Source organism: Streptomyces sp. NBC_01454, assembly GCF_036227565.1.
Classification (GTDB): domain Bacteria; phylum Actinomycetota; class Actinomycetes; order Streptomycetales; family Streptomycetaceae; genus Streptomyces.
In genome coordinates this window covers 1,953,985-1,968,244 of record NZ_CP109460.1, presented here as the reverse complement: position 1 = coordinate 1,968,244, position 14,260 = coordinate 1,953,985, and the positions used below count along the sequence as shown (strand labels likewise).

The 14,260-nt window shown below is 71.0% G+C and carries 10 protein-coding genes and 2 pseudogenes; 9 read left to right on the top strand and 3 right to left on the bottom strand.

The features are described 5' to 3' along the window. From OIU81_RS08510 to OIU81_RS08485, 6 genes are read left to right on the top strand one after another with little or no spacing between them, the layout of a single operon-like run. Entirely contained in the window at positions 1 to 783 is a 783-nt protein-coding gene (locus OIU81_RS08510; RefSeq protein ID WP_329145493.1) for a CIS tube protein, read from the top strand. After that, a complete protein-coding gene (locus OIU81_RS08505; protein ID WP_329145491.1) occupies positions 780 to 2,699 on the top strand; it encodes a VgrG-related protein in 1,920 nt (639 codons plus the stop codon). Before OIU81_RS08510 ends, OIU81_RS08505 begins: the two co-directional genes overlap by 4 nt. A gap of 47 nt (positions 2,700 to 2,746) precedes the next feature. Continuing rightward, the gene (locus OIU81_RS08500; protein ID WP_329145489.1) at positions 2,747 to 3,169 is read left to right on the top strand and encodes a GPW/gp25 family protein; all 423 of its coding nucleotides are present in this window, start codon (positions 2,747 to 2,749) and stop codon (positions 3,167 to 3,169) included. Continuing rightward, on the top strand, positions 3,169 to 5,178 hold the full coding sequence (locus OIU81_RS08495; RefSeq protein ID WP_329145487.1) for a putative baseplate assembly protein: 2,010 nt from the start codon (positions 3,169 to 3,171) through the stop codon (positions 5,176 to 5,178). Before OIU81_RS08500 ends, OIU81_RS08495 begins: the two co-directional genes overlap by 1 nt. Further along, positions 5,175 to 5,723: a phage tail protein gene (locus OIU81_RS08490; protein ID WP_329145485.1), complete on the top strand. Its 549-nt coding sequence runs from the start codon at positions 5,175 to 5,177 to the stop codon at positions 5,721 to 5,723. Before OIU81_RS08495 ends, OIU81_RS08490 begins: the two co-directional genes overlap by 4 nt. 49 nt (positions 5,724 to 5,772) lie before the next feature. After that, on the top strand, positions 5,773 to 7,035 hold the full coding sequence (locus tag OIU81_RS08485) for an NADase-type glycan-binding domain-containing protein (protein WP_329145483.1): 1,263 nt from the start codon (positions 5,773 to 5,775) through the stop codon (positions 7,033 to 7,035). Positions 7,036 to 9,413: 2,378 nt separating this feature from the next. Here OIU81_RS08485 and OIU81_RS08480 read toward each other — a convergent pair. After that, positions 9,414 to 9,935: a DUF5994 family protein gene (locus tag OIU81_RS08480; RefSeq protein WP_329145481.1), complete on the bottom strand. Its 522-nt coding sequence runs from the start codon at positions 9,933 to 9,935 to the stop codon at positions 9,414 to 9,416. Positions 9,936 to 10,330: 395 nt separating this feature from the next. Beyond that, positions 10,331 to 10,783 (bottom strand): annotated as a pseudogene (locus OIU81_RS08475) (PP2C family protein-serine/threonine phosphatase); the annotation flags it as partial. 1,025 nt (positions 10,784 to 11,808) lie between these two features. On the opposite strand from OIU81_RS08475, the gene OIU81_RS08470 reads away from it, so the two are divergent. After that, complete coding sequence (locus OIU81_RS08470) at positions 11,809 to 12,135, top strand: MerR family transcriptional regulator (protein WP_329145479.1); 327 nt, start codon at positions 11,809 to 11,811, stop codon at positions 12,133 to 12,135. Between the two features lie 12 nt (positions 12,136 to 12,147). Here OIU81_RS08470 and OIU81_RS08465 read toward each other — a convergent pair. Then, positions 12,148 to 12,495: pseudogene (locus OIU81_RS08465) on the bottom strand (hypothetical protein); the annotation flags it as partial. A gap of 69 nt (positions 12,496 to 12,564) precedes the next feature. Here OIU81_RS08465 and OIU81_RS08460 point away from each other — a divergent pair. Both OIU81_RS08460 and OIU81_RS08455 read left to right on the top strand, forming a co-directional pair. Further along, positions 12,565 to 13,245 (top strand): HdeD family acid-resistance protein, encoded by a 681-nt coding sequence (locus tag OIU81_RS08460; protein ID WP_329145476.1) that lies wholly within the window; start codon positions 12,565 to 12,567, stop codon positions 13,243 to 13,245. Positions 13,246 to 13,331: 86 nt separating this feature from the next. Beyond that, positions 13,332 to 14,258 carry a diacylglycerol/lipid kinase family protein gene (locus OIU81_RS08455; protein ID WP_329145475.1) on the top strand — a complete coding sequence of 309 codons (927 nt, stop codon included), beginning with the start codon at positions 13,332 to 13,334 and terminating at the stop codon, positions 14,256 to 14,258. Positions 14,259 to 14,260: the final 2 nt, after the last annotated feature.

Below are 14,260 nucleotides of genomic sequence, written 5' to 3'. Positions count from 1 at the left end.
ATGCCCGCGCCGACCGGCGGCAAGGCGGGCGCGAGCCTCGTACGGGCCGCGCTCGCGATCCATCAGCCCCCCACCGACCTCGGCGGCTCCCTCGGCGGCCGCATCGGTGAGGTGGAGTTCCAGTTCAACCCGACCCAGTTGCAGCTCGGGCGGGAGGCGGAGTGGCACACCCAGGCCGCGGTTGCCTATACGCGCGGCGCACCGCCGAAGTTCACCGGCGCCCGGCCCGCCACGCTCCAGCTGGAGGTGTTCCTGGACGCCTCCGGCACCCCGAACGCCGGGAAGGTGCAGAAGCAGGTCGAACTCCTGCTCTCCTGCTGCGAGGTGACCCCGCAGAGCGTCAGCTCCAAACGCCCGTCGCCGCCATGGGTCCGCTTCTCCTGGGGGGCGTTCAACACCGTGCAGTTCGTCGCGTACGTGACGAGCGTCAGCGCGACCTACACCCTGTTCAACCCCACCGGGGAGCCAATCCGCGCCACCTGCTCGCTGTCCCTCACCGAGGTGGCGATGCCCACCAAGGGGCAGAACCCCACCTCCGGCGCGCTCTCCGCCCGCCGTATCCACCGCACGGTCGCGGGTGACTCGCTCGCCTCGCTGGCCTGGCGGGAGTACGGGGACGCGACCCGCTGGCGGCTGATCGCGGAGGCGAACGAGATCGACGACCCGATGCGGCTGCGGCCGGGCACCGAGCTGCTGCTGCCCGCCGCCGACGAGGGCCCGCCCGAGGGCGGTCCCGTACACAGCCCCTCCGGGCACCCCACCCTCCAGGAGGCCCACCGATGAGCGAGAAGACGTACACCAGCGTGCTGCACGTCGAGATCGGCGGCACGGTGCTGCCCGACAGGCTCGCCGCCCTCCTCACCGAGGGCTGGGTGGACGCCAGCGTCAACGTCCCCTCCGCCTTTCAGCTCACCTTCGCCGACCGCGGCTCCGACATCCTCCAGACCTTCCCGCAGATGAAGATCGGCGCGAAGGCGGTGCTGTCGCCCTTCACCGACGGGCAGCGCGGCACGCCCATGCTGACCGGCGAGATCACCGCCCTCGAAGTGGACGCGGACGCGAGCGGCAAGTCCCTGGTCGTCCGGGGCTACGACCCGGGGCACCGGCTGCTGCGCAACCGCCGCGTCGCGGGCTACCCCAACATGACCGCGAGCGACATCGTGCGCCGCCTCGCCGGCCGCAACCAGCTCGCCCTCGGCACGGTGGAGGCCACCCGCACCGTCTACGAGCTGGCCACCCAGCCCAACATCACCGACTGGGACTTCCTGCTGCGCCTGGCCCAGGAGAACGACGTCCACCTCTCCTTCGACCCGCAGGGCAAGCTGCGGTTCGCCGGGCTGGCCCCCGCCTCCTCCGCGCCCGCCGACACCACCCCGGCCGCGCAGAGCCCGTACGTCCTGGAGTTCGGCCACAACGCGCTGCACAGCCGGATCGCCGTCACCGCCGCCGGGCAGGTCGCCAAGGCGGGCGCGCGCGGCTGGAACATGCGCGCCAAGCGCGCCCTGTCCGCCGAGTCTCCCGCCACGACCAGCAAGGACATCGTCGCGGATATCGCGCCCGGAGCGCTCAGCAAGCCCTTCGGCGCCTCCGAACTGACCGCCACCGACACCCCGTTCACCACCCAGGCCCAGGTCACCCATGCCGCCCGCGCGCTCGCCGACGACGTGGCGGGCTCCTTCGCCGAACTGGAGGTGGCGGTCACCGGGAACCCGCAGCTGACACCGGGCCGGCCGGTCGCGCTCAAGGGCGCCGGCTTCCCGTTCGAGGGGAAGTACACCGCGACCGGCGTACGCCATGTCTTCGAGTCCGGCAGGCAGTTCACCACCTGGCTGACCGTCTCGGGACGGCAGTTCCGGTCGCTGTACGGGCTGGCGTCCGGCGGTGCGGAGGCCGCGCCGCCCATGCCGGGCGTGGCGATGGCGCTGGTCAGCAACGCCAAGGACCCGCTGAAGCTGGGCCGGGTCAGGCTGCGCTTCCCCTGGCTGTCGGACAGCTACGAGAGCGACTGGTGCCGGGTGGCGCAGCTGGGCGGGGTACGGGGCGGCGGGCTGATCCTGCCGGAGGTCGGTGACGAGGTGCTGTGCGCCTTCGACCGGGGCTCGCTGGAGCACCCGTACGTACTCGCCGGGCTCTACAACGGCATCGACAAGCCGACCCCCGACCCGGACGGGCTGCCCGCGGTGGATCCGACCAGCGGCCGGGTCAACTGGCGCTCCCTCGCCTCGCGCAGCGGCCACACCGTCGAGCTCGTCGACGCCAAGTCCCGGATGAAGAGCGGCATCAGGCTGCAGACCGGCAACGGCAAGCTCACCGTCCACATGGACGAGACGCGCACCCAGGTCACCATCCGCAGCGACGGTTCCGTCTCCATCACCGGGACCCGGAACGTGAGCATCAAGGCGGGCGGCAACCTGTCGCTGACCGCGGGCGGCTCGCTGACGATGAGCGCCGGCGGGGCGGTCGACATCAAGGCGGGCGCGAAGTTCGGCGTCATGGCGGGCGCCGTGGCGGACATCAACGCGACCGGCGCCATCAACCTGAAGTCGGCCGGCGCGGTGGCTGTCAACTCCGTCGGCGCGGTCTCCGTCAGCGCGGTCGGCGCGGTAGCCGTCAACGCGGGCGCCGCGGCAGCCATCAACTCGCCGGCCACGGTCACGCTGAACGCACCGGCCGTCCTGCGCAACGGCATTCCTTTCTAGGGACCTGAGGAAGGTGAGGGACATGCATCTCAAGGGGGGCACCGGACATGAGTGAACAGTTCGTGGGCGCGGGCTGGACCTTCCCGCTGCGTACCGACGCGGGCGGCGGCATCGCACTGGCCCGCCGGGAGCGGGAGATCGAGGAGTCGATCCGGCTCGTCCTGGCCACCGCGCCCGGCGAGCGGCCGATGCGGCCGGAATTCGGCTGTGCCGTGCACGACATGGTCTTCGCGCCGGTCAACGAGGCAACGGCCGGCCGCATCCGCTACGAGGTGCGGTCCTCGCTCGACCGCTGGGAGCCGCGCATCGAGGTCCAGGACGTCGAGGTGAGCCCGGCACCCGACGAGCCGTCCGTGCTGTTCATCGACGTGCGCTACAGCGTGCGCGGCACCAACAACCCGCGCAGCCTCGTCTTCCCCTTCTACGTGATCCCGTCCACGGAATCAGCGTCCACCGAAAGCGAAGCCTGATGGCCCTGCCCGCACCCCACCTCGACGACCGCCGCTTCCAGCAGTTCGTCGACGACGCCAAGCGCTATGTCCAGCAGCGCTGCCCCGAGTGGACCGACCACAATGTCTCGGACCCCGGTGTGACCCTCATCGAGGCCGTCGCGCACATGGCCGACCAGATCGTCTACCGCCTCAACCGGGTGCCGGAGAAGAACCATCTGGCCTTCCTCGACCTGCTCGGAGTCACCCTCTTCCCGCCCTCCTCGGCCCGCGCCGACGTCACCTTCTGGCTCTCCGCCCCGCAGCCCGAGGCCGTGGTGCTGCCCGCCGGGACGGAGGTGGCCACCGGCCGTACCGAGAGCGAGGAGGCGGTGTCCTTCGCCACCGAGGACGATCTGACCGTGGTGCCGTGCGAACTGGACGCCGTGCTGCGGCAGGAGGCGGGGACCACCCCCGAGGACTGCAGCCAGGACATCTTCGCCGGCAGCGATGTGGCCGTCTTCGCGGCCGCCCCGCAGCCGGGGGACTGCCTGCTGTTCGGGCTGTCGGCGGCGGTGCCGCGGTGCGCGGCCGTCCTGCGGCTGGACAGCCGGGTGGACGGGGTCGGCGTCGACCCGCGTCAGCCGCCGCTCGTCTGGGAGGCGTGGACCGCCGACGGGTGGACCGAGTGCGAGCTGGCGGAGGACTCCACCGGCGGCCTCAACCGGCCCGGAGAGGTCGTGCTGCACGTTCCCGCGGCGCACATCATCTCGCGCGTCGGCCGGACCGACTCCGCCTGGTTGCGCTGCCGGGTCGTGGAGGCCGCACCCGGTCAGCCCTTCTACAGTGCCTCGCCCACCGTCCGGTCCGCGTCCGCGTTCACCATCGGGGGCACGACCACGGTCGCGCACGCCGAGGTGGTACGGGACGAACCGCTCGGCGAGTCCGCGGGCGTGCCGGGCCAGCGGCTGCGCCTGGCGCAGGCACCCGTCGTCGCCGACCGCCCGCCCCTGAGACTGGAGGTCTCCGACGGGGACGGCTGGCAGGAGTGGCAGGTCGTCCCCGACTTCGCCGCCTCGGGCCCGCACGACCGGCACCTCACCCTCAACGCCGCCACCGGCGAGATCGCTTTCGGTCCCGCGGTGCGCCAACCGGACGGCGAGGTGCGGCAGTTCGGGGCGGTACCCCCCAAGGGTGCGGTCCTGCGGGCCGCGCACTACCGCACCGGCGGCGGGCGGACCGGAAACGTGGCGCGCGGCGCGATCCAGGTGCTGCGCAGCTCCATCCCGTATGTGGCGCGGGTGGAGAACCGCGAGGCGGCGCGCGGCGGGGTCGACGGCGAGACGGTGCAGGAGGCGAAGGTGCGGGCGCCGATCGCGCTGCGCGCCCAGGAACGGGCCGTGACCGCCCGCGACTACGAGGAGTTGGCGCGGCGCGCGGCCCCCGAGGTGGCCCGCATCGCTTGTCTCGCGGTCGATCCCGCGGAGCCCGCCGCGGGCGCGAGCACCGGCACGGCGGGCCAGGGCGGCGCGGCGGGCCGGACCGGTGAGAACGCCGTCCGCGTCCTGGTCGTTCCCCAGGCCGTCCCCGACCGCGGCGGACGCCTGCGCTTCGAGCAGCTGGTGCCCGGCGAGGAACTCCTCGGCCGGATCACGCGGTTCCTGGACGAGCGCCGCCCGCTGGGCACCCGCCTCGCCGTCGGCCCGCCCTTCTACCAGGGCGTCACGGTCGTCGCGACGCTGCACTCCTTCCGTGCGGCGCGCGCCGAGCGGGTACGGGCCGAGGCCCTGGACGCGCTGTATGCCTACCTCGACCCGCTGACCGGCGGCGCGCACGGGGAGGGCTGGCCGTTCGGCCGTCCCCTGCGCTCCGGTGAGATCTTCGCGGCCCTGCAGCGCGTACCCGGCGTGGAACTCGTCGACGAGGTCCTGCTGCACCCCGCCGACCCGCTCACCGGCCGCCGCGGCGACGCCACCGACCGCATCGAACTCGCCCCGTCCGCCGTGCTGTTCCCGTTCGACCACCGCGTCCGCGTGATCGAGGCACGATGAGGGGCTCCTTCGCGGGGGCGGTGACCCCGCACCCCCTGGGCGCGGCGCTCCCCGGCGTCTACGCCGACGACGACTTCACCCAGCGCTTCGTGGCGGGCCTCGATGTCGTCCTCGCCCCGCTCTTCCACGTGCTCGACTGCCTGGAGAGCTACTTCACGCCCGCCCTCGCCCCGGAGGACTTCGTCGACTGGCTGACGACCTGGGTCGGCACCGAACTCGACGGCACGGAACCGCTGGCCACCCGCCGCCGCGCGGTGGCCACGGCCGTCTCGCTGCACCGCGTCCGCGGCACCCGGCGCGGCCTGTCCGAGGCCGTCCACCTGGCCTTCGGCGTACGCCCGGAGATCACCGAGAGCGGCGGCGCGACCTGGTCCGCACGCCCCCTCGGCCCGTTCCCCGGCTCCCCGGGCCCGGGCCTACGGGTGACCCTGCGGGTCCACGACCCCGCCGCCACCGACCCCCACCGCCTGCACGCCGTCGTCGCGGCGGCCCGCCCCGCGCACCTCCCCTTCACGGTCGAGGTGACCCCACCCCTCGCCCCCTGAAGCCCTCCCCGACGCCACGCCCGAAGTCACCTCCGAAGGAACCTGCCTCATGGCCACCGACCACACCACCTGCCCGGACTGCGGCGCCCCGGCCCCCCAGACGGGCCAGTCCTTCTGCGACTCCTGCGGAGCCTTCCTCCGCTGGGACCGCCCCACGACACCCACGACACCCACCGCACCGCCGTCCACGCCGCCGGCACCCGCACCACCCGCACCACCCGCGTCCTCGCCGTCAGGGCCCCCGCCGGACGCGGCTCGTGCACACCCCGCGACGAGCGGCCCGGACGACACCCCTGTGCGCCCCGCCGCTCCGAACGACGCCGTACGGCCCGACGCCGGCACTCCTTCCCCCCTCCCGCATCAGGCCGGCGACGAGGACCCGACCACCCCGCTCCCGGCCACCGACGGCGACGGGGCAGCCCCGCCCCGGCCGGCCCCGACGCACGCTCCGCCCGGCGAGCGGAAAGTCTCCGAGACCGGCATCCGCGCCCTCCTGGTCCCCGTCCCGGATGCCGTGCCCACGGCGCCCCCGGAGGCGCCCGGCGGTGTGCTGCCCGGCCGGCCCGATGCGGCCCGGCCCCGGGTCCGCACCCCACACGCCGCCCCCGAGCCCGTGGACGGAACGCCCTGCCCGACCTGCGCCAAGCCCAACGCCCCAGGCCGCCACTTCTGCCACAGCTGTGCCACCCCCCTCACCCACTCCACCCGCCCGGAGGCCGAGGGCCCGTACGCCGGAGAGCGCCCGCGCCTGCACCGTGACCGCACCCGGTGGGTCACCCGTGCCGTGGTGGCCGCCGCCCTCGCCGCCGTAGTGGTGGGCGGCATCATCGGGGGGCCACCGGCCGCACGGGCCGTCCAGGACCACTTCGCCGACCGCGTCCAGGTGCCCGCCGCCACCTGGAAGGCCTCGCACTCCGGCCCCGAACACGGCGCGAAGCTCGCCTTCGACACCTACTCCAACACCTGGTGGGGCACGGGCTACTCGGGCGCTTCCGACGGCCAGTACCTGGAGGCCGGATTCGGCCAGCCCACCGACCTGCTGAACCTGGTGATCACCCCCGGCGCCTCCCCCCGCACCCCACAGGCCGCCGACCCGGCCCGCCCCCACGAGTTCGACGTCCTCGTGACCGACTCCGCAGGCAAGCAACACCTCTCCCACTACCGCCTCAACGACGGCGGCCCACAGAACATCGACGTCCACGTACGGGACGCCCTGACCGTCCGCCTGATCCTGCACTCCGCCTACGGCGCCACCGACAAGAAGCAAGTAGCCATCGCGGAGCTGGAGTTCTTCGGACGGTCAGGGGGCTGACGTCGGTCGTGCCACGAACGCCACGACTGCCGCGCGCACTTCGCACACACGGATGCCGCCGCACCCCCTCCTGACCCCTGTCCCTGCAAGTCAGGAAGAGTGCGGCGGTCTCCACGTGAGGGTTGTCAGATGTCCCGGAAGAGACCAGGCGGCCCAGTGACCTGCCTCCATGGGTGGCTTCGGGGTGCTGACCTGCGCTGATAGCCTTTCGGCTGTTTCACGGTCATGCCAGTTGATGCGGCCGGAAGTCCCAGAGGACCCCCAGAGGACTCCCACCTGTGATCGCTCTCTTGCGGCTCTATGCAGCGCGAGGGGGTGCGGTGTCGGCTGGGAGCCGCACATCGGTGGTCTCCTGTGAACGAATGGCAGCGCGTGCTCCTCGAACGACTCCCGCCTGCAGTGGGGAGAACGGGTACCTCAATGAGAAGTGGCACATCGACCGCGGACCACCCCGCCTGCGCGGGGAACCTCCTCGTGCGTTCCGTCGTGGTTGGGTTCGGCAATCATTGCGACTGATCTCGGTTGGCAGCAGGCCCCGTGAGATCCGGCGGGGTCTGCTGCCCTGCGGGCCGCCGCCTACGGGTGGTGCGTTGCTGAGACCGATGCCGAGTGCGATGGCGTCGTGCCGACCGGTGCCTTGCTGCCTGTTCCCGGCCCGCCGGCCACGGCCAGTAGTAACAGGAGCAACAGGAGACATCCTCCTCCGGTGCCCGCTGCCACGAGGGTGCGAGGGCTGATGGACCGGTGATGCCCGCGTACGCGGGTGCCGTCCGAGCGGTAGTAGGCACGGACACGGGTCGTCGGACTGGTGGGGACTGGTCGGGGCCGCGACACGGGAGCGGGACGCGGGGCGGTACGTCGGGATGCCGTATAGGGCTGGGCGGTGCGGGGGCGGGTGCGGCGGTTGTGGCCTTTGACGTAGGTGCCGTCACGGCGGTGGTGCGGGCGTACGTAGGTCACGGGCGGTCCTCGGCGGTGAAGGGGGGAGTACCCCCAGACGGGGGCCGGGTGTTCCTCGGCTCAACATTCGACGGTAGCGACCGGCACTGACAATCCAGGGCGGCCAACTCATCGACTGTGCGCACCCGGTGGGCAGGGGCCAGCGCTTTTCGGGCGGGTGATCGCGACGTTGGGCCCCTGTCAGTGCCAGGCGCTGTCATAGAGGTGGGGGGAACTGCAGAAGAGAGGGGACCGTGCCGGGGAGCAGGGATACAACCACACCGATCGCACCGACCAGGGCGTGCGCAGGGCGCCGTGCCCCGGGGCGGCCGAGGTGCATCGGTGAGCCTGCGTCGCCGGCGGCGCAAGAGCTTGGCCAGCTGGATGCCATGCACCGCAGCGCTTTCGAGGCCGCTGTACGCGATCTGCTCGCCGGGGACGGCTCACGCGACGCGCTGCGTTGTGGCAGTCGGGACAGCGATGACGTCGTCGTGATGGTGACGAACGGGGAGATCTCTGGGCCTGCTCGCGACTTCTCCCGACGGCGGCAACTGCACCTGGATGACCGGCATCTGCGGGAACAGTGGGCTCGGGGCAGGCGACCGCTGCGGGAGATCCTTCCGGCTGTCGCACCACCCGGAAGCCTCCGTGTCTTCGCTGAGCCCCATAACGCTGTTGGGCGGGCCAAGGTTCACCCCTTGTCGACCGCCGAGCGCTGTGTGACCGGGGCGTCCGGCTTGCTCTCGCCGGGGGAATTGTCGCCGTTGGTGACAGCAAGAGGGGTCTGCTCGCCATCGGACCCTCGCTCTCCTCCGCCAACCTCCGCTTTGAGAAAGCGAATTCGGGGACTCGAATTGACCAGGTGGCGCAGGTCACCAAGAAGGCGTCTCGCAATTCGGCGCGGGTGTTCGCCGGTGGGGCGTGAATGGGGCGCCATGTCTCCTCCGCTCAGGGCATTTTGACGAGATGGGGCACGCGAACCTCTGGGAGGTCTAGACGACAAACAAGGCCCAGGCCGCCTTAAGCATGGAGCGGGTGAGGGGAATCGAACCCGCGCTCTGAGCTTGGGAATCAGGGGGCTTTCGGGAGCTGGGTGCCTTCCTGGCCAGCGAAGATGCCGCAGCTGGGGCGGTGTACTCGGTCGAATCTCTGACCGTCGTGGATCGCTGTTCACCGCTCCCACCGGCACGACACCGGCACCGTGGTCGACACGGCCCGGGAAGGGGGCGATGTGTGTGGTGAACCGGACCGATGTGCGAAGTGGTGCTGCTGCCGACGGCGGGTGGATTGCTTGGGCGAAGCGACGAGCCAGGAAGAGGCAACGCGTGCTGGGCCGGCATCATCGTGTCCGGCTGGGGTGAAGCGGCCGGGCGTCCCCTCGCCGTTGCCACGACCTGATCGGGAGGTCGAGCTGATGCACGGCGCGGGTCGCTGTGGCGTCAGTCCGCGTCGCGATTCTCCAAGGCGGGTCCGAGATCCCCGGTGAGCGGGCGGGCACGTCCGGTGCCGGTGTCGATGAGGATCTTTTCGGCCTGGTCAGGGTTGTCGGCCCGGACGGCTCTGGCCATCGCGGACCGTGCCGCCTCGGGCGTCGCGTGGGGCGGGACCACGAGCAGGGTGAAGTAGTCCTGATCTCCGCGGGTGATCAGGACGGTGTCGTCACTGACCGGGAACGAGTCGATGTGCACGACCCGCTCGTCGATGACCAGCCGTGTTGGCAGTCCTTCCCAGCTGTCGGCGTCCAGACCGATGCGCGTGACCGGGCCGAGATGCTCGGTCAGCGCGGTGACCAGGCCGGGAAGCTCGGTGCTGATGTCGCGGGAGCGGGGCCACCATGCTCCGTCGAGAATCCCCTCGCGGGCATGCGTCGTCTGCAGCCGGACGAGCACCGTCCCGGCTTTCACGGACTGGTGGACCGCGTCGGGCAGCTCGGCGCCGTACGGGATATCGGATTCGGCCATGGTGCGCGCCGCCCCTCTGCGGGAGGCCGGTACGTCTGCTGATGGTCGTGTGAGGACCGCGTGGCTGTGCCGGCCGTCATTTTCTTCTTCACCGTACTTCGCATACGGGCCGGGGGACGGGCAGGCGGGTCGCCCAGCGCACCCACGGAGAGTTCCTCGGGCGCCACGGAGAAGCCCGGGATTCGCGCACCCGGCTTGGAGAGCCGTGCGCGGAACAGGGGGAACGCACCGGGAGCTCTTCGCGCACCGGCTCCCATGCTGGTGTCGTTCCCCGTGGCAGGAACACCGGGACGCGGCAGAGGCAACCGGGGACCAGGTCCACACCATGACCAGGTGCCGACCACGGACGAGGGCCGGTGGCCGGTGCTGATGGCGCAGGCCGGGTGACTGCGCTCCTAGACGGCCGGTCGGCCAGCTTTCGTGGCGCCGCGCCACTCGATCAGGAGGAGAGTCGCATCGTTGGTGGTGATTCCGTCCCGTTCCCGCATGAGGGTGTGGGAGAGGGAGCGGACTGCCGTCCGCACTTCCGTCCCGGTGCGGGCGATGCGGTCCACCCAGTCGATGAGCTGTTCTTCCCCGAACTCCGCCCCGCCGGTTTCGTGCTCCTCGATCAACCCGTCCGCGAAGCACAGGACGCGGTCGCCCGGCTCCAGGGCGAGCTCGCTGATCCGGGGTTCCTGGCCGCCGAATCCGACCGGCAGTGTGGTCGGGCTGCGGAGCGGCCGGATGGCGTGCTGTCCGCGGAGGAGCAGGGGCGCGGGGTGTCCCGCGCCCACCCCCTGGAGGTGCCCGGTCGCCGCGTTGAGCCGCATCATCTGGGCGGTCACGAAGTGGTCGGGGCCGAACTGGCCGTGGCCCGCGCCACCGCGGGCGCCACCCCTGCAGGCTGCCGGCAAAGGGCCGGCGATGGCGGGAGGTGAACGCCGGCCCCGGACAGCGGGCCCGGGCCGGTCGGAAGCGTTCGGGGAGCAACTTCTGGGGACCTATGAGAGCAGCGTGCAGCGGCTGTCGGACCTGCCTGACCCATTGCTCCGCAGGCGGCATGTCACGCGAGGGATCCGCCTCCGTGGCGCAGGGCGTTGGGGCGAGTTCGTAGACGACCAGGGCGAGGGTCTCCGCAGCCTCGGAAGCCAGGGCCGGGTCGAGGCTGCCGGCGAAACGACGGGCGACGCCGCGGGCGTGTGGGACGCCGGCGGGGGTGTCGTCTTCGCGGGCGACAGGGCGCCTCGGGACTGTCGTGTGGGTTGTCGTCGTGTCGTTCATGCGCTCACCACCCCGCTTGGGTCGGTTGTGCCGCCGGGCTCAGCTTGTGCCCGCCGGGCCGGCACACCCGGATGGCACTCTTCCGGGTGCGTATGAGGCAGAAGTCCACTCATTGGCTGTTGAGAAAATCTGTCACAGCAAGAGTAGACATGGGTGCGTGCGGGGGTTAGTGTTTCCCCGTACCCAAGAAGTCGAAGAGGGCACGGCAGAGCTGAACTGCCGTGCAAGCAGGTCAGGCAGGATGTGGAACGGCAGTGGAGCGGCGGAGCCGGAAATGGTGGGTTCCTTCGCTGACTGCCGGGCCGAGCGGCCCCAGGGGCCGCATGCAGTACCCGCGATATCCAGCAGTACGACCGAGTAGCCGAATGAGGTAAGGAGCAGACGCCATCAGGATCGCCCGGGCGAGGAAGAACACCGCTCGGGTACCGCAGGCCCCGGATTGGAAGGTGGTCCCCGGTCACGCATCCGCGATCCCCGCGCCTCCGCCCTCCCAGGCGGACACGCGGAACAAGAAGGCCGGCGCAGTCAGCCGGTAGATGGTGTTGAAAGCTCGGGGCCCGGGTGCCGTACGGCACCCGGGCCCCTCGACGCGTCCCGAAAGAAGAGGTCTATGCCCCCTCACAGTCCCCGCCCCGTCGACCATCTCGACGACGACGATTACCCCGCCTACACCATGGGCCGGGCCGCCGAAATGATCGGCACCACCCCCGCCTTCCTCCGCACCCTCGGCGAGAACCGCCTGATCACCCCGCTGCGCTCCGAAGGCGGCCACCGCCGCTACTCCCGCTACCAGCTGCGCATCGCCGCCCGCGCCCGCGAACTCGTCGACGCCGGCACCCAGATCGAGGCCGCCTGCCGCATCATCATTCTCGAAGACCAGCTCGAAGAAGCCCAGCGCATCAACGACGAACTCCACACCCGCGGCGCCACCTCGTAACAGCGTTTCGAGGTCGATGTCCAGCCGTCCGCTCTCGGCGGCGGCCTGCAGATCACGCCTCGCCTGCGGGGCCAGGCCGCTCCCGGAAGTCAGGTACGGCATTCCGGTGCGCACGAGGTTCCTGCCGACGGTCTCCCGCCCGAGGCCGACGGGCTGGCCGGAGCGGCCCTGCAGAACTTGCGGATATCCGACGACGGTGGAGGAGGCGTCGGCGGTCGGGGCGCCTGTGCCGCCGCTCAGATCGGCGTCGAGCACAGGGACATCACGCTCTAGAGCTGGCACTTTGTCCCACCTGGTCAGGGGGGTGTTCCGTACTCGTGGGAATTTCGACCGACGAACCCTCCGTTTTCGCCGGGCCATACAGAGCCGACGGGGGGACGATGGAGGTGGACTGATCTGACCACGCTGTTCCTGAGAGGAGCAGACGGAATGACCTCTTCCTTCGATTCCTCAGGTGCCGGTCCGCCGCGCGGCACCGAGCCACAGGACGCCTCCGGCACCGAAAGCCTGGGTGGCTTGGCCAACATGGGCTGGCAGGCCCTTCTCACCATGGGCCTGGCTGCCATCGCACTGGGTGTCGTGGTCCTTGCCTGGCCACAGGAGACGCTGCGGGTCGTTGGCGTGCTCTTCGGCGTCTATCTGCTGGTCATCGGTGTCTTCCAGCTGGCCGCTGCCTTCGGCACGCATGTCCCCCGGCATCTTCGGGCGCTGCATTTCCTCGCCGGTGCGGTCTCCGTCCTCCTCGGTCTGATCTGCTTCCGGGGCACGTTGGAGTCGATTCTGCTGCTCGCCCTGTGGATCGGCTTCGGTTGGCTGGTGCGCGGCATCATGGTGACAGCAACGGCCGCCTCCGCACCCCGGGAGATGCCGGCACGAGGCTGGATGCTGTTCTCCGGAATCCTCGGCTTGTTGGCAGGCACCGTGCTGATCGTCGCGCCGTTCACCTCGATCGCCGCGCTCACCCTGACGGTGAGCATCATGGCCATAGTCCTTGGGGTGGTTGAGGTATTCCACGCCATAAGGATGCGGGCCGACGTCGGCCGCCTCGCTCCCGGCACCACTGCCGAGCGACGGCCGCTGTTCCACTCCCGGCCGCACCCCCAGCACTGATTTCTTGCGACTGCCGTGCTCCGCTGAGTGCGGCAAAAGTGGGTGTGGTGATGGCTGGAGCTGAGGCGCGTACTCGGGTAGTGGTCGTGATGAATCCACGCTCGGGCGGCGGCAGTCCTGCTCGTTTCGACCTGGCCAACCAGGTCGAGGGCATGGGAGCGCGGGTCTGGTCGACCAGTGTCGATGACGACGCGGCGTCACTCGCGAGGCTCGCCGTCCGGGAGGGGGCTGAGGTACTGGGAGTGGCGGGCGGAGATGGCACGATCTCGGCCGTGGCTGCGGTGGCCGCCGACACGGATCGGCCGTTGTTGGTGCTCCCGGCAGGCACGCGCAACCACTTCGCCCGGGATCTTGGCCTCGACATCCGCAACCCGGTGTCCTCACTGAGCGCCCTGATCGATGGCGTGCCCACACGTGTGGATCTCGGCTTGGTAGGCCCGCGCGTCTTCATCAACAACGTCTCTTTCGGCCCCTACGCCGACGCCTTGCTGGAGCCTGGGTACCGGGAGGACAAGGTGCGCGCCCTCGCTTCGGTCACACCCGATTACCTCACGGGAAGGCAATGCGTCGAAGCCGACGTGGACACCCCGCGGGGAGCCGTCCACTTCCCGCAGGTGGTGCTGGTCTCCAACAACCCTTACCACATCGCCACTCCCCGCTACCTTGGGCGTCGCTTCACGCTCACCTCAGGACTGCTCGGCGCCCTCGTGCTGAAGCGTCCGACCGACACCCCACCAGACCTCCTCCGACACCTGCGTAGTGAGCTGCTGCGGCAGCAGCCCGGTCCAGGTACGGCAGGTGATGCAGCGAGCGCCTGGCGGGCGGCCAGCATTACGTTGCGCGGCCGGGGGCGGCAACTGGATGCAGGGATCGATGGCGAAGCCGTAACGCTGCCTCTTCCGGTCACGTGCGAAACCTGGCCAGGTGCACTGCAAGTGCTGCTGCCGAGAGACCGACCAGGAATCCCATCGGAGCCGGTGCCCGGGCTCCAGCGAGCACCGCGTGGCCCCTGAAC

Coding starts and splice junctions, on each gene's coding strand:
- OIU81_RS08510 (WP_329145493.1), top strand. CDS start 1: ATGCCCGCGCCGACCGGCGGCAAGGCGGGCGCGAGCCTCGTACGGGCC.
- OIU81_RS08505 (WP_329145491.1), top strand. CDS start 780: ATGAGCGAGAAGACGTACACCAGCGTGCTGCACGTCGAGATCGGCGGC.
- OIU81_RS08500 (WP_329145489.1), top strand. CDS start 2,747: ATGAGTGAACAGTTCGTGGGCGCGGGCTGGACCTTCCCGCTGCGTACC.
- OIU81_RS08495 (WP_329145487.1), top strand. CDS start 3,169: ATGGCCCTGCCCGCACCCCACCTCGACGACCGCCGCTTCCAGCAGTTC.
- OIU81_RS08490 (WP_329145485.1), top strand. CDS start 5,175: ATGAGGGGCTCCTTCGCGGGGGCGGTGACCCCGCACCCCCTGGGCGCG.
- OIU81_RS08485 (WP_329145483.1), top strand. CDS start 5,773: ATGGCCACCGACCACACCACCTGCCCGGACTGCGGCGCCCCGGCCCCC.
- OIU81_RS08480 (WP_329145481.1), bottom strand. CDS start 9,935: ATGGCCGAATCCGATATCCCGTACGGCGCCGAGCTGCCCGACGCGGTC.
- OIU81_RS08470 (WP_329145479.1), top strand. CDS start 11,809: ATGCCCCCTCACAGTCCCCGCCCCGTCGACCATCTCGACGACGACGAT.
- OIU81_RS08460 (WP_329145476.1), top strand. CDS start 12,565: ATGACCTCTTCCTTCGATTCCTCAGGTGCCGGTCCGCCGCGCGGCACC.